Consider the following 16,513-nt stretch of genomic DNA (forward strand, 5'->3'; position numbering starts at 1 on the left):
GCGAAACGCACAAATCAAGCCGTTTGGGCAAAGCCCGCAAGCTAGGACATATTTTCGGCCGCAAAGCCGGGCTTCGTCAGAGTTCCCTGAGCGCGCGCGCGGGCCGGATCGACATCAGCGGAATCGAACCGGCGAGACCGATGCCCAGCGTCAACAGTGCCCCCGCGAACAGGGTCGTCAGCACCACGCCCCAGTCAGGCGCCCAGCCGAAATCGAACACCTGCACGATAACATACCATGCCGCCGCACTTCCAAGCGCCAGCGACAAGAGCGCCAGGATTGCGGCCAGAAAGCCATATTCGAGCGCCTGCGTACCGAGCACCTGAAGCCGTGTTGCACCAAGCGTCTTGAGAACGACGCTGTCATAACTCCTCGCCTGGCGTGAGGCTGCGATCGCGCCGATCAAAACGGCTATCCCCGCAAGAATCGCAACCGACGCCGCGGCGACGATCGCGCCGGACATCTGCGTCAGCAGCGCACTCACCTGCCCGATCACCTCGCCGACCGCGATGATCGACACCCCGGCAAAGGCACCAAGCAGCGCGCGCGTGACCGCAGGTTCGCGCTCGGGCGACATAGTGATCGTCGCGGCCAGCGTGTGCGGTGCGTTGCTCAGCGCGTTGGGAGAGAAAACGAGGACATAGTTGAAGCCCATCGTGTCCCAGTTGACCTGCCGCAGCGAGGCGATCCGCGCCTCGATCTCGCGTCCCAGCACGCTGACCGTCAGCGTGTCCCCGACCCCGATGCCAAGCGTCTCCGCCGCCTCCCGGTCGAGCGAGATCAACGGCGGGCCCACATAGTCGGCGGGCCACCATTTTCCGGCCACGAGATCGCTGCCCTCGGGCAGGGTCGCGCTATAGGTTACGCCGCGCTCGCCGCGCAGGAACCATGCGCCCTCGGGCAGTTCCTTCAGATCTGCGACGCGCTGGCCGGCATAAGCGACAATCGTACCGCGCAGTGCCGGAACCATGTTGAGTTCGGCGCCCGGCGCTTCCCTTGCGACGATCGCGCGGAAGCGGGCTTGTTCGGTAGCGGGTATATCGAGCACGAACTGGTTGGGCGCCGTTTTGGGAACAGTACGGCTGATTTCGGCGTCGAGGCTGGTCTGGATGGCCGCCAGCGTCACGAACAGGGTGAGTGCGAGGCCGAGCGCGACGACGAGTGCCGAGGTCTGCGCGCCGGGCCGATAGAGATTCGCGATTGCCAACCGCCAGAGCGGCCGTCTTGGGCGGGGCAGCCGTCGCGCCAGCCGACTGACCGCGACGCCCAGCAACAGAAGGAGGAGAAGGACCGCCGCGACTGCCCCCAGCACCGCAGCCGAGAATAGGGGTTCGCGGGCGGTCAGCAATGCGAGCGCGATCAACGTAGCGGTCGCGACCGTGACGATGATCGCACTCCGCCGATCGAACCGCCAGTTTTCCTCGACCAGTGCGCGAAATATCGCGGCGGCAGGCTGGGTGCGTGCGCGCGCCAGCGGCGGCAAGGTGAAGATGAAGGCGATGAGCAGCCCGTAGGCAGCACTCGTCAGCAACGGCGGGATATGGAGGCGAAACCCGGGACGGACGGGCAATGCATCCCCTGCCAGTGCGACGATTGCGGGCGGCAGCAGCGCCCCCATCGCAAGCCCGCAGGCAATCGCCAGCATGCCCACGGCGCCGATCTGGAGCAGGTAGATGCGCTGGATGTCGGCAGACGTTGCGCCCAGCACCTTGAAGGTAGCGATGCTGCCCCGCTTGAGCATCAGGTAGGAGGACACGCCATTGCTGACGCCGATGCCCGCGATCACCAGCGCGGCCAGGCCGATCAGCGACAGGAACTGGCCCATGCGCTCGAAGAAGCGGTTGGCGCCCGGCGCCGCGCGGTCGCGGTCCTTGAATTCCCAGCCCGCGGACGCGAAGCGCTTTTCGAGTGCGGCGCGCACCGACGCTGCATCAGCGCCCTGCGCCAGCCGAATGCGGTATTTGCTGGTGTACAGGCTGCCGGGCTGGATGAGCCCCGTGCGTCGCAACCCTTCGATCGAAGTGAGCGCGACGGGACCCAGTGTAAAGCCTTCGCCGACGCGGTCGGGTTCATCGACGATCACGTCGCGGATCGTGAAGAGCGCGGAGCCATAGCGCAGCTGGTCGCCCGGCGAGAGGCCCAGCCGCTCTGCAAGTGAATCACCGATCAATATCTGATCGGGCGCCAGATTGCCCGCATGGGCGCCGCCACGGAGCACGAGCGTTCCATAGAGCGGATAGGCTGCGTCGACGCCCTTGAGTGCGGTCAGGACGGCGGGGGGGGCAGCGCCCTGCCCCGCCTCCACGCGCTGCGCCATGGCGCGCATGCGGATCGTTTCACTGAGCCGGCCGGTTTTGCGCAGCGCCTGTTTTTCCGCGTCGCTCGCCTCGCGCTGCGTCATCGCGATCTCGATGTCGCCCCCGAGCAGGTTCTGTCCGCGCACGGCCAGTTCGTCGGTGATAGCGGCGGTCAGGCTTCCAATGGCAGCGAGCGTCGCGACGCCAAGGAACAGGCAGACGAAAAGCAGGCGCAACCCGCGAAAGCCCGCGTGAAGGTCGCGGCGCGCGATCCGCCAGCATGCGCGCCAGCCAAGCGCGGTCATGCGCGCCGGTCCGCGACGATCCGGCCGTCGCGCATCTCGACGATCCGGTCGCAGCGCTCGGCCAAAGACGGGTCATGCGTGATCATGACGAGCGTTGCCGCCGAAGCCGCCTGGCGGGCAAAGAGCAGGTCGATGATCGCTGCGCCCGTAGTCGCGTCGAGATTGCCCGTAGGCTCGTCGGCAAAAATGATCCCGGGCCGGGGCGCCACTGCACGCGCGATCGCCACGCGCTGCTGCTCGCCCCCCGAAAGCTGCGCTGGATAATGATCGATGCGGTGGCCGAGCCCGACCGCGGAAAGCTCTTCGGCGGCGCGCGCAAAGGCATCCTCATGCCCGGCCAGTTCCAGCGGGACCGCAACATTCTCCAGCGCGGTCATCGTCGGCAACAGGTGGAAGGACTGGAGGACGATTCCGATGCGGCCACGACGCGCACGCGCCAGCGCGTCCTCGTCGAGCGCGCCATAATCGACGCCGGCGATCGCCACCTCGCCTCCGCTCGCGCGCTCCAGCCCCGAAAGCACCGCCATCAGTGACGATTTGCCCGAGCCCGACGCACCAAGGATCGCGAGGCTCTCACCACGTCCGATTTCGAGATCGATCCCCTTGAGGATTTCGACGCGCGCCTCCCTGCCGCCCAGCGAGAGCGTGACATTGCGCGCGCGGATCGCAATATTGGAGATATCGACAGGTGCATGCATGAAAAAGGAAAACTCCTTGGCGACGAGATTTGCTCAATATGGATTATTGTTTGCACTTGTCCATCTGGCGGCCGGATGTTCTGACGGCGGTACGAAGGAACAGGCCGCGCCGAGCGGAGTGACCGACGCCGTCGCGTCGACTGCGGTTGCACGGGACACAAAACTCGTCGTCGCCTTCGGAGACAGCCTGTTCGCAGGATACGGCCTTTCACAGGAACAGGGGTTCGCGCCCGCGCTCGAACGCGCGCTTGGCGCTGCAGGGACAAAGGCGCAGGTCTTCAACGCCGGCGTGTCCGGTGACACGACCGCGGCCGGGCGTCAGCGGCTGTCCTTCGTGCTAGACGGCCTTGCCCGCAAACCCGATCTCGTGATCGTTGGCCTGGGCGGCAACGATATGCTGCGCGGGCTTCCCCCAGAGGCGACGCGCGAAAATCTCGACGCAATCCTCACAGAGCTGGGCAAGCGTGGCATCAAGACGATGCTGACCGGGATGCTCGCTTCCCCCAATATGGGGGCGGACTATGCGGCAGCGTTCAATCCCATCTATCCCGAACTCGCAAAAAAACACGGCGCGACACTCTATCCCTTCTTCCTGGATGGCGTTGTCGGCCGGCGCGAACTCCTCCTGCCCGACGGTATCCACCCCAATGACCGCGGCGTGGGCGTTGTGGTGGAGCATATTGTCCCGAAAATATCGGGCGCACTCGCCGGATAACCGCTGGCGTTATCCCATAGACAGGATCGTCGCCCGACATATCCCATAACATTGACTTCAAAGAAGTAACGACGCTATGCAGTCGCCGGGCGAATGGATGCCAAGCAAACAATAAGGACGGAGCGGCACCCGATATGAAACGAAGTCCTGGCACTTCGTACGCTGATCTGGTTCGCCGCGTCGCCGAGCATCCGCCGATGCCCAGATCCCCCGATACCGCTATCATCGACCGGCATCGCTGGACGATCTTTCCCAACAAGATCCGCGAATGGCGCCGGCGTAGCGGCTTTCCAAAGTTGCTGGCGCTGTCGCAGCGTATATCCGGCATACCCTATATCCGGCTGTCCAAGATCGAGCGCGGGGAGGTTTTCGCGCGCGCGGATGAGCTTGCCGCGATCGCGCGCGCTCTGGGGGTCAAGCCGCAGCAATTGCTGATCGACATTGACGATCCCGGCTTCGACATCGCGCGATGGGCATCCGATTTCCAGGATCCCGCAGCTTTCGATGTTACCGAGGACACGTTCGCGGTCCTGCTGGCCGCGGCTTTGCGTGCGCGACGCGATGCCGATGCGCGGCTTTCGATTGCTGCCATCGAGACGGAATACGGGATCCCGCCGGTGATCCTTTCGCGTCTGGAAAACGCATACAAGACGCTGGATCGCTGGAATGATGCCACGCTGGCGGCGCTTTGCCGTATCTTTGGCGTGCGCGATGTCAAATCGCTTCGTGGGGAGATCGCCGACGCGCACGCGAATGGTACGCTGACACCCTATCTCGCCCAGGTTGCCAATCCAGCCCTCAGGATCGCCAAGACCCGCGCGAAGGTTTCGGCGTTGCGCGCGGATCTGGCATCGCCCGGGGCCACGGCTTCAAGCCAGACCACGAAGGCGCCGCCGCCATTGCGCGTGCCCGAAGCCTCCCGTCATGCAAGCGAAACGCCGACATCCCCGGCAGTGATGGCGGCGATCCAGGCCTCGGATATGGCAATGATAAGGTTGGTGCCTGTCTTTGGCACACCGCTGCACGATGGACTGATCGCACGATCAGCCACCGGGGGGACGGTGGAAGCGCCGCGCATCGCGGGCCCCAATGCATTCGGGTTGCGCGTCTGCCGTCCGTCACTCGGAGCGGCCTTGCCCGGCCGGGCCACGGTGATCGTCGATCCCGATCGTTTCCCTTCGGCCGGCGGCATTGCGGTGGTGCGGGAAGAGGGCGGTCTGCGCCTGCTTTCCGTAACCTTCGACCGCGACGGCCGCATGATGGGCCACAGCCTCAATCCAGACCGCGAGATGGCCATAGACAGCCTCGACCCCAGCGATGTGGCAACGGTGATCGGCGCGGTCTTCGAATAGACTGGGCCACCGGTACTCCGATCGGCTGCGGCCGCCCGCATTTGTCCTATAATACATCCGTAGAGGATCGAGTAGGACAGTGGCATGCGCGTACCACGCTGGGCGGAATGGTTATTGTCTGCCCCGACGCACGAACCGGCTCCCGACCCAATCGGCGCGCCCAATGATCCGCTGACGGGTCTGCCACCGCGCCCGATGCTTGCGGAATTGCTCGCGGAAGCGCGGCAAGCTGGCCAGCCGGACGGCGTAATTTCGATGATCGTCGTGAACCTTGATCGCTTCAGGCTCGTCAATGATCTTTGCGGGCATGCCGCCGGCGATCAGGTGCTCAGGGTCGCCGCCGAGCGCCTCCGTCGGATGGTGGAGGCGCATATGCGCCTGCTCCATCTGGGTGGCGACGAGTTCGCCTTGCTCGTCGCACATCAACGCAGCGATCACACGCTCGACGGCCTGGCACGGAGCATCCTCCACGCGGTCACGATGCCGATCGACGTCTGCGGCCGCGTCGTCGACGTCGGGGCTTCGGCGGGCTCCGCGACCGACGAGACCGGTGCAAGCCCCGCTACTGACCTTCTGCGCGCGGCGTGCATCGCGATGTCGCGCGCCAAACGCGATGGAGGCGGAAGCTTCTGCGCCTTCGAACCTTCGATGGACATCGATCTGCGCGATCGCGCAGCGCTGGAGGAGGACCTGCGATCGGGTATCCAGTGCGGCGAGCTCGTCCCGTTTTACCAGCCGATCTTTTCGCTGCGTTCCGCGGATCTGGTGGGCTTCGAAAGCCTCGCGCGGTGGAACCATCCCGGTCGCGGCATGCTCGATCCCGGCACCTTCATCCCGATCGCGGAGGATCTCGACGCGATCAACGACCTTTGCTTCACACTGCTGCGTCAGGCGTGCCGGGACCTCAGAAGCTGGCCGGCGCACCTGACGCTGTCGATCAACGTCTCTCCCATCCAGATCTGCGATCCCGAACTGCCGCTGCGGCTGCTCCAGATCCTTTATGCGGGCGGAATCGCGCCCGGAAGGCTGATCGTGGAAATCACCGAAAGCGCGCTGGTGCGCGACGTCGAACTGGCGCGCGCGACGATCACGTCGCTGCGCAATGCCGGGGTCAAGGTCGCGCTCGACGATTTCGGGACGGGCTATTCGAGCCTCCATCATCTGCGCGAGTTGCAGTTCGACCGCATCAAGATCGATCGATCCTTCATCCACGCGCTCGACGGGTTTGCCGGGAGCAAGATCGTCAAGGCAATCGTCGATCTGGGACAGAGTCTCGGCATGCCGGTCACGGCGGAGGGAATTGAAACGCTTGAACAGGCGACGATGCTGTCGAGCCTGGGCTGCACCTATGGGCAGGGATTTCTGTTCGGCCGCCCCCTGCCCTCAGCCGCGACGCTGCGCATGGTGATCGAGCTTGAGGACGACACCGGACCGCGCCGCGCGGCGGGTTGACGCCAATTCCGCCAATTCCCAGGAAATGTCGCCACCGGTGGCGAGGACTTTGCGCCAACCTTGTTGTAGGACGGTGGGAGGGGCATGCCCTCCCCCGGTTCAATATTCCGAGTTGATCGAAATCGGTGTGGCCATTTCCATGTGCGACACGTTGCCCTGCGCCCCATAGGTCGAGGTTCGGCTGCCCGACAGCCGCTTCGCCTCGGCAGCGACCGCGCCCATCATCTCGGCCGAGAGGTCGATCTGGCGCTCAAGGATCGCGGCATTGGCGGTCGATGCGTCGCCGAGCGCGATCAACGCGTTGGCGAGCGCATCGCGCTGTTCGTCGTCGAGCGCCTCGGTCCAGCCCGGCTGTTCGCGATTGATCCGTGCAAGCTCAGTTTCGAGGACGCCCACAAGGCGCACCTTGGCGGTCGCGAGTTCCGCGAGATCGAGCGCGCGTTCGTGGCCGCGCAACCGATCCGTTTCCTCATTCATGATCAGCGTCAACGAAGCCATGACATCGATCACATTACTGGCCATTGGCCGATCCCTCCTGCATCTTGATCATCTGATCCAGCACCATCGGCGCCAGCCCGAAATTGCCGCGTTTCGCGATCTCATTGCCCATCTGCTCGGCAAGTATGCCGCGGAACATCTCCTCGGCATGACCACCTGAAAAGCCGGTGTCGGTTTCCACCATCTCGACCATGAGCTTGGTCATCTGCCCGACGAACACCGCCTCGAACTCGCGCGCGGTGGTTGCCATGTCGCGGGTCGGCCTGGGCATCTGCGGCGCCTGTGGCGGCGGCAGCGAAGACGTCGGATCCATCATTGCACCTCGATTTCGGCCTGAAGCGCGCCCGCGCTGCGCAGCGCCTGGAGAATGGTAATGAGATCGCGGGGGCTGACGCCCAGCGCGTTGAGTCCCGAGACGAGCGACTGGAGCGAGGCACCACCGCCAACCATCGCGAGCGCGCGGCCGCTGCCGTCGTCGACATCGATCTGCGTACGCGGCAGCACCACGGTTTCGCCCTCCGAAAAGGGTGCGGGCTGCGACGCGATCGGAGACTCGGAAACGCTGATCGTGAGCCCCCCTTGCGCAATCGCGACCGGGCTCACGCGCACGTCGGACCCCATCACCACGGTGCCCGACGCCTCGTTGATCACGACGCGTGCGGGCAGATCGACCTCAACGGGCAGGTTCTCGATCCGTGCGACCAGTTCGATCACGGCCCCGGGGGCACCGCTGCGCGAGCGCAATTCCACGGTGGCCGGATCGAGCACCTCCGCCGCACCCATTTCCTGGCGGTTGATCGCCGCGGCAATGCGGTGCGCAGTCGTGAAGTCGGGGTTCTTGAGCGCCAGCTTCAGGCTGGCCGCCGATTTGAGCGCATAGGGGACCTCGCGCTCGATGATCGCGCCGCCCGCGATCCGGCCCGACGTGCTCACGCCGCGCGTCACGCTTGCCGCCTGGCCGCGCGCCTGAAAGCCCGAAATCGCAACGGGCCCCTGGGCGACCGCATAGATCTCCCCGTCGAGCGCCCGCAGCGAAGACACCAGCAGCGTACCCCCCTGAAGGCTGGAAGCGTCGCCGAGCGCGGAAACCTGGACGTCGATCTTCGAGCCGGCGCGCGCAAAGGCCGGCATCGTCGCGGTCACCGAGACCGCGGCGACATTCTCGGTCCGCATCTGCGTGCCGCGAATGTTGACGCCCATGCGCTCGAGCATCGCCTGCATCGTCTCTTCGGTGAAGGGCGTGTTCCGGATGCGGTCTCCCGTTCCTGCAAGCCCCACTACAAGGCCGTAGCCGACAAGCTGGTTCCCGCGGACGTTCTCGACATCGACGATGTCCTTGATCCGCGGCGCGGGGCCGGCCTGGGCGGGCGTCGCCGCGCACATGGCCAGCCATGCCGCCGAAGCCGCGAAGAGTGCGCGCACGCTGAAGCTGGATGAGGTTCGCATCATAGTCCTTATAGGATGAAGGCGCTGTCGAGAACGCGCAGCGGTGCGGGTTTTTGCGCGCATCATGCGGCCTTTCGCGCCAGCCGCATGACATAGCCGATGATTTCGGCAACCGCGGCATAATGCTCGATCGGGATCGGATGATCGATGTCGACCGCCGCATAAAGCGCGCGCGCGAGCGGCGGGCTTTCGACGATCGGGACCTTGTGCTCGCCCGCGATCTCGCGGATCCTGAGCGCGACCGCGTCGACACCCTTGGCCACAACGACGGGCGCCGCCATGTCGCCATGCTCGTATCTGAGCGCGACCGCATAGTGCGTCGGATTGGTGATGATCACGCTTGCGCCGGGTACTGCCGCCATCATGCGCTTGCGCGCGCGCTGCATGCGGATCTGGCGGATCTTGGCCTTGATCTTGGGATCGCCATCGGTCTGCTTCATTTCGTCCTTCAGTTCCTGAAGGCTCATGCGCATCTTTTTCATGTATGCGCGGCGCTGATAGACGAAGTCGAAACCGGCGAGCAGCAGGACGAGGATCGCGACCGCCTTGATCATCTGATAGACCAGTTCGCCCGCAACCTGCCCGATCGCGCCGGGGTCCGAGCCGATGAGCTGATCGAACGCGACAGCCTTGGGCCAGATCACGATCACCGCGACAATGCAGATGACGACGAACTTGGCGAGCGTCTTGGCGAATTCGACGAGCGCGCGCTTGCCGAGCAGGCGGCCGAATCCGCTCATCGGATTGAGTTTGGACCATTTCGGCTTGACGCGTGACCATGACAGCGATGGACGCCCCTGCAGGAACAGCGACAGCAGAGCGCAGCCGACGAGCAGCCCCGCCACCGGCGCGAGCGATGCCGCGATCTGCGACATGACGCCACCGATAAGGCTCTGCGCGCCTTCGGGTTCAAGCGCGAAATCGTCCGCGCTGCCCCAGAACCGCACAAACATCGCGCTCAGGCTCGACAGCGCGATTGCGCCCATCCCGCCCGCCATCGCGACCAGCGCGACGAACATCGCGGCATGGCGCATCTCGGGGGCATTCGCCACGTCGCCCTTCGCGCGCGCGTCGTCGAGCTTCTTCTGGGTCGGCTCTTCGGTCTTGTTGTCCTTGTCCTCGGCCATGACCTAGAGGCTCCATCCATCCTGGAAATAGGCCGCCATGGCCTGGGCGAACGCGGTCAGCGCCGTGCCGATCGTCACTGCGAAGAGCGACAGACCAAGCAGGATGTTGAGCGGCTGGGTGATGAAGAACACCTGGATCGCGGGCGCCATGCGCGCGGCAAGGCCCAGTGCGACGTTGAAGACGATGCCATAGACGAGCAGCGGCGCGGCCAGGCTGAGCGCCAACGCCAGCGCGCTGCCCGTGGTCTGGACCGCGAGCCGCGCGAAATCCTCGGCCGGGGGCAGCCCTCCGACCGGAAACAGCGCATAGCTGTGCACCATCGAGGCGATCCAGAGATGATGCACCCCCATCGCCATGCAGGTGACCGCCGCAGCAACCGTGACGAGACGCGACAGCAGGGTCGACTGCCCGCCGGCCGAAGGATCCGCGATCAGCGCCGACGACAGGCCGACCTGCATCGAGACGATCGCGCCTGCCATGGCCGCGGCATTGAACAGGATGCGGATGATCATGCCCATCGCGATGCCGACCAACGTTTCCGCGATGATGATTCCCGGCAGCGCAGTATCCGACCGGATCACCGGCGAAACACGCCCTTCTAGCAGCCCGAAAAGCCCCGCGGTGAACCCCAGCGCGAGCATCAGCCGCACGCGCGGCGGGATCGCATCCTCCGAAAAGGCGGGGAGCAGCATCAGCACCGCCCCGATCCGCGCGAAGAGGATCAGGAAGGCAGTCGCGTCGAAGGGCAGGTCGGTCATCGATCAGCCCGCGACGATGATGTCCGCGATCCGCGCCATGAAGGCAGAGAGCGCCGAACCGATCATCGGCAACGAAAGCAGCATGACGATCCCCATCACGACGATCTTGGGAACGAAGGTGAGCGTCATCTCCTGGATCTGCGTCAATGCCTGGAACAGGCCGATCGCGACACCGACGATCAGCGACGCAATCAGCATCGGCCCGACGATCGTGAGCGTGAGCAGCAGCCCGGCCTTGGCCAGCTCCATTGCCTGAAAGGAATCCATGAGTGTGTTGCCTTTGAATGTCCGGCTAAGCCGCTCGTCCTGAGGAGCCGTTGAGCGAAGTCGAAACGGCGTCTCGAAGGGCACATGGGAGCCGGTCCTTCGAGACGGGACTTCGCCACGCTCAGTCCCTCCTCAGGATGAGCGGAGGGTGGTCGTGGCTTGCCAGCCGTCAGATCTGCATCCGCATGATTTCGGAATAGGCGCTGACCACCCGGTCGCGCACCGCAACCACGGTGTCGAGCGCGGTTTCGGCCGCGCCGATTGCGGTGACGACGTCGATCAGGTCGCCCTTGCCCGCAACCTGCTGCGCGCTGGCGGCCTCGGCCTGGCGGAGCGATCCCGCAGCGTCGGTCACCATGGTCTCGATCATCGCGCCGAAGCCGCCCGATGCGGGCGCGGTGGCGGGGCCGGCGTTTCCGACGTCCCCTGATTTGGACGCGATACCGGTCATCGCGCGTCCATAGGCGGACGCGGCGTCAAGAGCTCCAATGGACATCTGTTTATCCTCTTACTTGAGCAGGTCGATGGTGCGCATCGTCAGGCCGCGCGCGGCCTCGATCGCGTTGAGATTGGCTTCATAGGAACGCTGTGCCGCCTTCATGTCGGCGGTCTCGATGAGCCCGTTGACATTGGGACGCAGGACATAGCCCTGCGCGTTGGCGGCGGGATTGCCGGGCTGATAGACCTGCTGGAACGCGGTCTTGTCGCCTTCGATCGATTTGACGGTGACGTTGGTCGCACCCGTATTGCGGTCGACCTCGGCCTTGAAGGTGGCGACGCGGCGGCGATAGGGATCGCCACCCGCGGTCCGGGCGACCGAATCCTGATTGGCGAGATTCTCGGCGATCACGCGCATGCGGAGCGACTGCGCACGCAGGCCCGAAGCGGATACGCCGATCGAAGACTTCAAATCCATGGTTCCTCCAGCAAGTACGCTGCCGACCTCTCCCTTATAGGCATTTTTTGCCTAGTGCCGGCGGATCCCGTAAAATTAATCCTATAACGCCCTTGAAAGGAGACACTCATGTCAGTGCTCGAGGGCATTCCCATTGACCTGTCGATCGTGCTTGGATCGACCGATATTCCCATCCGCCAGGTGCTCAAGATGAGCCGCGGCGCCATGATCCCGCTCGATTGCGGGCACAATGATCCGACATTGGTCTATGTGAACGACGAACTGGTCGCGAAGGGCAAGGTGCTCGTCGACGGCGAGCACATGTCGCTCGAGATCATCGAAGTCGTGCAACGGACGCGCTGAGATGGACTTCCTCTCGCTGCTCCGCACGCTGGGCGCGCTGGGCGTCGTGCTCGGTCTGCTCGCGGGCGCGCTCTGGGCGGTACGCCGCTATGACATCAAGCTGCCCGGCGGAATGATCGGTGGCCTGATCGGCGCCGGTACGGGCACCCGCCGCATCGAACTCGTCGAGCGGCTCCCCATCGATGCGCGCCGCTCGGTTGCGCTCATCCGCCGCGACAACAAGGAACATCTGGTGATGATCGCCCCCGAAGGGCTGCTGATGCTCGAAGCCGCGATCGCGTCAAAGCCCGCTACCAAGGCAAAGCCCCATGCGTAAGCAATCTCTGTTCGCAGCCGCCGGACTGCTGCTGCTGTTCGCAGAGCCCGCGCTCGCCCAAAGCGTTTCCGCCAATCTTGGCGAAGGTTCGATTTCGGGGCGCGCCATCCAGCTCGTGATGATGCTGACCGTGCTGAGCCTTGCGCCCGGCATCCTGATGACCGTCACCTCGTTCACGCGCATCGTCGTTGCGCTCTCGCTGCTGCGCACGGGTATCGGCGCGCCCGGCGTGCCGCCCAATCCGGTGATCATCAGCCTCGCGCTGTTCCTGTCCTTCTTCGTGATGGCGCCGACCTTCGACCAGGCCTGGAAGCAGGGTGTGACGCCCTATAACGAAGGCCGCATTTCCGAGGCGCAGGCCTTCGAGCGGACGTCGAAGCCCTTTCATGCGTTCATGCTCAAGCATGTCCGCGATGAGGATGTGCAACTGTTCGTCGAACTTTCAGGAAAAACCCCGAAAACGCGCGCAGAGCTGCCGATGACGACGCTGATGCCCGCCTTCATGATCTCCGAGCTGCGCCGCGCCTTCGAGATCGGCTTCCTGCTCCTGCTGCCCTTTCTCGTCATTGATCTTGCGGTTGCCGCGGTGCTGATGGCGATGGGCATGATGATGCTGCCACCTGCAACCATATCGTTGCCAATGAAGATCATATTCTTCGTGCTCGTCGACGGGTGGGCGTTGATAGCGGGGTCGCTGGTCAAGAGCTTCGGCGGTTCGGGCTGAGCTGCCCCACCCGCCCCGGTCCGGCCCGGTCCGTCAATCGGGCCGGGCCTTTCCGTGTCACACGGCGGCATAGCGCGTCGCCGGATCGTCGAGCCAGGCCGCCAGCGTGGCAAAGGCGATCGGCTCGAAGAAGGCGATCCCGGCATTCTCGCCGCGCACCCAGCGCACCACCGCACGCATGGGTTCGAGCCCCGGCACCGACAGCGTCAGCATCGCGCCCATCTCCAGCGCCGTCCTGGTCCGCAACTTGGCCCCGCCCTGCGACAGATCGAGCAACGATGCGCGCTGAGGATGGCCATCGATGCGGATATCCGCCCAGCAACTCGTCGGCAGGCGCGGTGCGCGCGGTGCCGGCGCGCCCTTGCGCCGGACCGTCGACGATTCGGCCAGCAAGCGCTCGACATCGACGGGTGCGTCGAACTGCGCGCCGATCGCCTTGCGATCGGTCCAGCGCACGACGCCCGCCACAGCGTCGCTGTTACGGAATTCGATGCGAACGCGCTCGCCGATCATGAAGCGTGCGCGGACCTCCGCCCGCAACCCACCTTCGGAAAGGTTACGGATGCGGCACAGGGCGTCCCGCTTGTCCCCGATGATGCGACCGACAAGCAGCAATGTCAGAGTCCGTGGCGCGCGTGGTGCCAATGATGCAACGGGCTCGTCGCGCGACGTCGGTTCGGCGCTGTTCCCGGGATGCTCGAACGACAGCAAGGTCATGGATCTCTCCTCGAAAACCATATCAAACGGGTGAAGCCTGGGTGACCACGGCGCGACGCACCATGTCTTTGCCGTAGGTCTCGTTGGCGGCTTCGACGACGACCTTCCGAAAGGCGGTCAGGCTGGGGATCAGCCCGTCGCGACCGCTGGCCATCGGCGTGCGATAGGTCCGCATGTTGATCGCGTTGAGCAGGATCGGCAGACGCGCCTCGACATCCTCGCGCGCGCTCGAAGGAACTTCGAGCTGGACCTCGAACGAGACATAGCCCGAAAGGCGGCCATCGGCGAAAACGAGCGGCGCCAGCACCGTGCCGGTGGGCACGAACTCGGTCGACTCGTACGATTGCGGCCTGGCGCCGAGCATCATGCTCGTACCGAACGCAGCCCCACCGCCGACGCCCATGCCGAGCGTCAATACCAGCGCGGAAACCAGTAACCCTTTCACGATACGCCTCCCGCGATCAGAATGTGAAGCTCGCGTCGCGCGGCAGCGACGACGATTCCGCGAGGATCACGATCGTGATCCGGCGATTTTCAGGACGATCGGGGCGATCGGGATAGATTGGCTCCGATCCTGCCTTGGCGACGACCTCCGAAAAGCGATCGGGTGTGAGCCCCGCCGCCACCATTGCGGTCCGCGCTGCGAGCGCGCGCTCGCTTGAAAGCCGCCAGTTTGCATCGCCCTGCCCGCCCGCGGAATCGGTGTGTCCCTCGATCGCGATCTGTGCGCCGGTCTTGACCAGCTTGCGCGCAATCCGCGTCAGCATCTGGCGCGCATAGTCGTTGAGTTCGGCGGTCGGCCCCTTGAACATCGACCGATTGGCGCTGTCGACAAGGTGGACGCGCACGCCTTCCCGCGTCGGTTCGACGCGGACATTGCGCTTGCCCTCGGGCGTCTCGGCGGGCGGCTCGATCGAGATCATCATCTCGTCGGCCAGCACGCGCAGCGCTGCCTCGGGTATCTCCGCAGTACCGCCGCGCGCCGCACCACTGGCACCCGCTTCGGCCGAAGGCTGGCCGACGCTCTGCGAGTCATCGGACTGTGCACGGCGGCTGCGCCCACCAAGACCCGGCTGGCTGCCGGGTGACGTGGTCATCGTCGTTGCGGGGGAATCCTTGGCCGGCGAAGGCGAGAAATATTCGGCCAGCCCCTTCAATTGCGCCTTGTTGGGATTGGCGAGCAGCCAGAGCAGCATGAAGAACGCCATCATCGCGGTCACGAAGTCCGCATAGGCGACCTTCCAAGCGCCGCCGTGATGCGCGACAGGCTTGTGCTTCCTGACCCTGCGTATGATGATGGGCGCGTATTCGTCCTGTGCCATGGCGTGCCTCAGCCGATCGCGGCGCGCAGCCGCTCCTGTATCACAGTCAGGCGGACGCGTGCGATTGCGTCATGGATGTCCTGTCCCTGCGCGACGCGATCGAGCAGATCGGCACTCTCATCGGCCTGCTGGATGACGAGGTCGAACGCCTGGAGCTGGTCGAGATAATCGGTCGCAAAGCGCTCATCGGCGACGAGCGTCTCCGCAAGCTGCTCGATCATCGCGCGAACGCCGCGAATTTCCTCGGCAACCGCCGCGCACAGCGACGTGCTCAGCTGATCAATCTGCGTCATCATCATCGTTTCGACCGATCTCGTATCCGTGGGTTGCTCAGAACAGTTCGACGTCGCCGGCGGGTTCGGCGACAGGCTTTGACTTGATCACAAGGGGTGGCGCTTCGGCGACGCTTGTCGCGCGCACGCGCCCCTCATAGGGCATGAACTCGACCTTGCGCGCTTGCGTCCCGCCCAGCTCGCAGCGCCCGATCTCAATACCTTCGGTTTCCATGAACTGCCGCGCGAACGCGGCGTTGCTGCTCCCGATCGCGCCCAGCCCCGCAATAATGTTCGCGCCGCCGTAAAGGTGCGCGCGCAGACGCGAGCGCAGCGCACCATATTTCATCATCGCGTTGATCAGCAGCTCCATCGCGTGCACGCCATATCGCTGCATCTCGTTCGCCCCCACCTTGCTGTCCACGCCGGGTTCGCCGAGCAGAAAGTGGTTCATGCCCCCCACCCGCGCCACCGGATCCTGCAGGCAAACCGCCACACAGGATCCCAGCAGCGTCGAGATGACGACATTGGGTTCGGCGACTACGCGATGTTCGCCCTGGACGATCGGAATGCGGCGCATGGGATCAGGTGAGCTCGCCGAAGACGCGCTCGATCTTTTCCTTGAGCGCTGCCGGCGCAAAGGGCTTCACGACATAGTTGTTGACGCCCAGCGCCGCCGCCTTCTGCACGACCTCGCGGTCGGCGGAGCCGGTGAGCATGATGAACACTGTCTTGCCGATCACCGGATCGGCGCGCACCGTCTCCAGAAACTGGAGCCCGTCCATATCGGGCATGTTATAGTCCGAGATGATGAGGTGGACGCGATCGCTCTTGATCGCGGCGAGCGCTTCGACCGGACCCGCCTTGTCGCGAATGTCCTTGAATCCCAGATCCTGAAGCGTGCGCCGGATCATCGCACGCATACTCGTCTGATCGTCGACCACCATAACCTTAATTGCAGACGCTGCCGGCATGACCCGCTCCCAAA

22 protein-coding genes are annotated in these 16,513 nt (G+C 64.8%); 6 read left to right on the forward strand and 16 right to left on the reverse strand.

Annotation, left to right across the window (positions count from 1 at the left end; all coding sequences use genetic code 11):
* Positions 1 to 76: 76 nt before the first annotated feature.
* Complete coding sequence (locus tag MKI88_RS14710) at positions 77 to 2,602, reverse strand: ABC transporter permease (protein WP_241632148.1); 2,526 nt, start codon at positions 2,600 to 2,602, stop codon at positions 77 to 79.
* Positions 2,599 to 3,300 (reverse strand): ABC transporter ATP-binding protein, encoded by a 702-nt coding sequence (locus MKI88_RS14715; protein WP_241632149.1) that lies wholly within the window; start codon positions 3,298 to 3,300, stop codon positions 2,599 to 2,601. The genes MKI88_RS14710 and MKI88_RS14715 overlap by 4 nt, the downstream gene beginning before the upstream one ends.
* Between MKI88_RS14715 and MKI88_RS14720 the strand changes: the two genes are divergently transcribed.
* The 3 genes from MKI88_RS14720 to MKI88_RS14730 all read left to right on the forward strand — a co-directional run bounded on the left by MKI88_RS14720 (position 3,299) and on the right by MKI88_RS14730 (position 6,819).
* Positions 3,299 to 4,015 carry an arylesterase gene (locus tag MKI88_RS14720; protein WP_241632150.1) on the forward strand — a complete coding sequence of 239 codons (717 nt, stop codon included), beginning with the start codon at positions 3,299 to 3,301 and terminating at the stop codon, positions 4,013 to 4,015. The genes MKI88_RS14715 and MKI88_RS14720 overlap by 2 nt on opposite strands.
* 134 nt (positions 4,016 to 4,149) lie before the next feature.
* A complete protein-coding gene (locus tag MKI88_RS14725; protein WP_241632151.1) occupies positions 4,150 to 5,367 on the forward strand; it encodes a helix-turn-helix transcriptional regulator in 1,218 nt (405 codons plus the stop codon).
* Between the two features lie 84 nt (positions 5,368 to 5,451).
* Complete coding sequence (locus MKI88_RS14730; RefSeq protein WP_241632152.1) at positions 5,452 to 6,819, forward strand: bifunctional diguanylate cyclase/phosphodiesterase; 1,368 nt, start codon at positions 5,452 to 5,454, stop codon at positions 6,817 to 6,819.
* Between the two features lie 99 nt (positions 6,820 to 6,918).
* Here MKI88_RS14730 and MKI88_RS14735 read toward each other — a convergent pair whose 3' ends face one another.
* The 8 genes from MKI88_RS14735 to flgC all read right to left on the reverse strand — a co-directional run bounded on the left by MKI88_RS14735 (position 6,919) and on the right by flgC (position 11,832).
* Positions 6,919 to 7,341: a flagellar biosynthesis protein FlgN gene (locus tag MKI88_RS14735; protein ID WP_241632153.1), complete on the reverse strand. Its 423-nt coding sequence runs from the start codon at positions 7,339 to 7,341 to the stop codon at positions 6,919 to 6,921.
* Positions 7,331 to 7,588 carry a rod-binding protein gene (locus MKI88_RS14740; RefSeq protein ID WP_241632154.1) on the reverse strand — a complete coding sequence of 86 codons (258 nt, stop codon included), beginning with the start codon at positions 7,586 to 7,588 and terminating at the stop codon, positions 7,331 to 7,333. Before MKI88_RS14740 ends, MKI88_RS14735 begins: the two co-directional genes overlap by 11 nt.
* 41 nt (positions 7,589 to 7,629) lie before the next feature.
* On the reverse strand, positions 7,630 to 8,763 hold the full coding sequence (locus MKI88_RS14745) for a flagellar basal body P-ring protein FlgI (protein ID WP_407073360.1): 1,134 nt from the start codon (positions 8,761 to 8,763) through the stop codon (positions 7,630 to 7,632).
* Positions 8,764 to 8,825: 62 nt separating this feature from the next.
* Complete coding sequence (flhB, locus tag MKI88_RS14750; RefSeq protein ID WP_241632155.1) at positions 8,826 to 9,890, reverse strand: flagellar biosynthesis protein FlhB; 1,065 nt, start codon at positions 9,888 to 9,890, stop codon at positions 8,826 to 8,828.
* 3 nt (positions 9,891 to 9,893) lie between these two features.
* On the reverse strand, positions 9,894 to 10,649 hold the full coding sequence (gene fliR / locus MKI88_RS14755; RefSeq protein WP_241632156.1) for a flagellar biosynthetic protein FliR: 756 nt from the start codon (positions 10,647 to 10,649) through the stop codon (positions 9,894 to 9,896).
* 3 nt (positions 10,650 to 10,652) lie between these two features.
* The gene (locus MKI88_RS14760) at positions 10,653 to 10,916 is read right to left on the reverse strand and encodes a flagellar biosynthetic protein FliQ (protein WP_241632157.1); all 264 of its coding nucleotides are present in this window, start codon (positions 10,914 to 10,916) and stop codon (positions 10,653 to 10,655) included.
* Between the two features lie 169 nt (positions 10,917 to 11,085).
* Complete coding sequence (locus MKI88_RS14765; RefSeq protein WP_241632158.1) at positions 11,086 to 11,412, reverse strand: flagellar hook-basal body complex protein FliE; 327 nt, start codon at positions 11,410 to 11,412, stop codon at positions 11,086 to 11,088.
* Positions 11,413 to 11,424: 12 nt separating this feature from the next.
* Complete coding sequence (gene flgC, locus MKI88_RS14770; RefSeq protein WP_241632159.1) at positions 11,425 to 11,832, reverse strand: flagellar basal body rod protein FlgC; 408 nt, start codon at positions 11,830 to 11,832, stop codon at positions 11,425 to 11,427.
* A gap of 108 nt (positions 11,833 to 11,940) precedes the next feature.
* Here flgC and MKI88_RS14775 point away from each other — a divergent pair, with 108 nt between their 5' ends.
* From MKI88_RS14775 to fliP, 3 genes are read left to right on the forward strand one after another with little or no spacing between them, the layout of a single operon-like run.
* Entirely contained in the window at positions 11,941 to 12,174 is a 234-nt protein-coding gene (locus tag MKI88_RS14775) for a FliM/FliN family flagellar motor switch protein (RefSeq protein WP_241632160.1), read from the forward strand.
* A 1-nt stretch (position 12,175) separates the two neighbouring features.
* Positions 12,176 to 12,490, forward strand: coding sequence for a flagellar biosynthetic protein FliO (locus MKI88_RS14780; RefSeq protein WP_241632161.1), 315 nt, complete (start codon positions 12,176 to 12,178; stop codon positions 12,488 to 12,490).
* Complete coding sequence (fliP, locus tag MKI88_RS14785; protein WP_241632162.1) at positions 12,483 to 13,214, forward strand: flagellar type III secretion system pore protein FliP; 732 nt, start codon at positions 12,483 to 12,485, stop codon at positions 13,212 to 13,214. Before MKI88_RS14780 ends, fliP begins: the two co-directional genes overlap by 8 nt.
* A 57-nt stretch (positions 13,215 to 13,271) precedes the next feature.
* On the opposite strand, the gene MKI88_RS14790 is transcribed toward fliP, so the two are convergent.
* Genes MKI88_RS14790 through MKI88_RS14815 form a run of 6 tightly spaced genes read right to left on the reverse strand, consistent with a single transcriptional unit; the run spans position 13,272 to position 16,499 of the window.
* Positions 13,272 to 13,931 (reverse strand): PilZ domain-containing protein, encoded by a 660-nt coding sequence (locus tag MKI88_RS14790; RefSeq protein WP_241632163.1) that lies wholly within the window; start codon positions 13,929 to 13,931, stop codon positions 13,272 to 13,274.
* Between the two features lie 22 nt (positions 13,932 to 13,953).
* Positions 13,954 to 14,376, reverse strand: coding sequence for a hypothetical protein (locus MKI88_RS14795; RefSeq protein WP_241632164.1), 423 nt, complete (start codon positions 14,374 to 14,376; stop codon positions 13,954 to 13,956).
* Positions 14,377 to 14,392: 16 nt separating this feature from the next.
* Positions 14,393 to 15,253: a flagellar motor protein MotB gene (locus MKI88_RS14800; protein ID WP_241632165.1), complete on the reverse strand. Its 861-nt coding sequence runs from the start codon at positions 15,251 to 15,253 to the stop codon at positions 14,393 to 14,395.
* Positions 15,254 to 15,261: 8 nt separating this feature from the next.
* The gene (locus MKI88_RS14805; protein ID WP_241632166.1) at positions 15,262 to 15,552 is read right to left on the reverse strand and encodes a hypothetical protein; all 291 of its coding nucleotides are present in this window, start codon (positions 15,550 to 15,552) and stop codon (positions 15,262 to 15,264) included.
* A 31-nt stretch (positions 15,553 to 15,583) separates the two neighbouring features.
* The gene (locus MKI88_RS14810) at positions 15,584 to 16,105 is read right to left on the reverse strand and encodes a chemotaxis protein CheD (RefSeq protein ID WP_241632167.1); all 522 of its coding nucleotides are present in this window, start codon (positions 16,103 to 16,105) and stop codon (positions 15,584 to 15,586) included.
* A gap of 4 nt (positions 16,106 to 16,109) precedes the next feature.
* Positions 16,110 to 16,499 carry a response regulator gene (locus MKI88_RS14815; protein WP_241632168.1) on the reverse strand — a complete coding sequence of 130 codons (390 nt, stop codon included), beginning with the start codon at positions 16,497 to 16,499 and terminating at the stop codon, positions 16,110 to 16,112.
* Positions 16,500 to 16,513: the final 14 nt, after the last annotated feature.

Origin of the sequence: Sphingomonas sp. LaA6.9, from assembly GCF_022601895.1 — a bacterium.
Lineage (GTDB): Bacteria > Pseudomonadota > Alphaproteobacteria > Sphingomonadales > Sphingomonadaceae > Sphingobium_A.

Excerpts from the sequence above, each read along its gene's own strand:
- MKI88_RS14780 (WP_241632161.1), top strand. The coding sequence starts at position 12,176 with ATGGACTTCCTCTCGCTGCTCCGCACGCTGGGCGCGCTGGGCGTCGTG.
- MKI88_RS14760 (WP_241632157.1), bottom strand. The coding sequence starts at position 10,916 with ATGGATTCCTTTCAGGCAATGGAGCTGGCCAAGGCCGGGCTGCTGCTC.
- MKI88_RS14790 (WP_241632163.1), bottom strand. The coding sequence starts at position 13,931 with ATGACCTTGCTGTCGTTCGAGCATCCCGGGAACAGCGCCGAACCGACG.
- flgC (WP_241632159.1), bottom strand. The coding sequence starts at position 11,832 with ATGGATTTGAAGTCTTCGATCGGCGTATCCGCTTCGGGCCTGCGTGCG.
- fliR (WP_241632156.1), bottom strand. The coding sequence starts at position 10,649 with ATGACCGACCTGCCCTTCGACGCGACTGCCTTCCTGATCCTCTTCGCG.
- MKI88_RS14710 (WP_241632148.1), bottom strand. The coding sequence starts at position 2,602 with ATGACCGCGCTTGGCTGGCGCGCATGCTGGCGGATCGCGCGCCGCGAC.
- MKI88_RS14800 (WP_241632165.1), bottom strand. The coding sequence starts at position 15,253 with ATGGCACAGGACGAATACGCGCCCATCATCATACGCAGGGTCAGGAAG.
- MKI88_RS14805 (WP_241632166.1), bottom strand. The coding sequence starts at position 15,552 with ATGATGATGACGCAGATTGATCAGCTGAGCACGTCGCTGTGCGCGGCG.
- MKI88_RS14730 (WP_241632152.1), top strand. The coding sequence starts at position 5,452 with ATGCGCGTACCACGCTGGGCGGAATGGTTATTGTCTGCCCCGACGCAC.
- MKI88_RS14720 (WP_241632150.1), top strand. The coding sequence starts at position 3,299 with ATGAAAAAGGAAAACTCCTTGGCGACGAGATTTGCTCAATATGGATTA.
- flhB (WP_241632155.1), bottom strand. The coding sequence starts at position 9,890 with ATGGCCGAGGACAAGGACAACAAGACCGAAGAGCCGACCCAGAAGAAG.
- MKI88_RS14740 (WP_241632154.1), bottom strand. The coding sequence starts at position 7,588 with ATGCCCAGGCCGACCCGCGACATGGCAACCACCGCGCGCGAGTTCGAG.
- MKI88_RS14775 (WP_241632160.1), top strand. The coding sequence starts at position 11,941 with ATGTCAGTGCTCGAGGGCATTCCCATTGACCTGTCGATCGTGCTTGGA.
- MKI88_RS14815 (WP_241632168.1), bottom strand. The coding sequence starts at position 16,499 with ATGCCGGCAGCGTCTGCAATTAAGGTTATGGTGGTCGACGATCAGACG.
- MKI88_RS14715 (WP_241632149.1), bottom strand. The coding sequence starts at position 3,300 with ATGCATGCACCTGTCGATATCTCCAATATTGCGATCCGCGCGCGCAAT.
- MKI88_RS14735 (WP_241632153.1), bottom strand. The coding sequence starts at position 7,341 with ATGGCCAGTAATGTGATCGATGTCATGGCTTCGTTGACGCTGATCATG.
- MKI88_RS14765 (WP_241632158.1), bottom strand. The coding sequence starts at position 11,412 with ATGTCCATTGGAGCTCTTGACGCCGCGTCCGCCTATGGACGCGCGATG.
- fliP (WP_241632162.1), top strand. The coding sequence starts at position 12,483 with ATGCGTAAGCAATCTCTGTTCGCAGCCGCCGGACTGCTGCTGCTGTTC.
- MKI88_RS14810 (WP_241632167.1), bottom strand. The coding sequence starts at position 16,105 with ATGCGCCGCATTCCGATCGTCCAGGGCGAACATCGCGTAGTCGCCGAA.
- MKI88_RS14725 (WP_241632151.1), top strand. The coding sequence starts at position 4,150 with ATGAAACGAAGTCCTGGCACTTCGTACGCTGATCTGGTTCGCCGCGTC.
- MKI88_RS14745 (WP_407073360.1), bottom strand. The coding sequence starts at position 8,763 with ATGCGAACCTCATCCAGCTTCAGCGTGCGCGCACTCTTCGCGGCTTCG.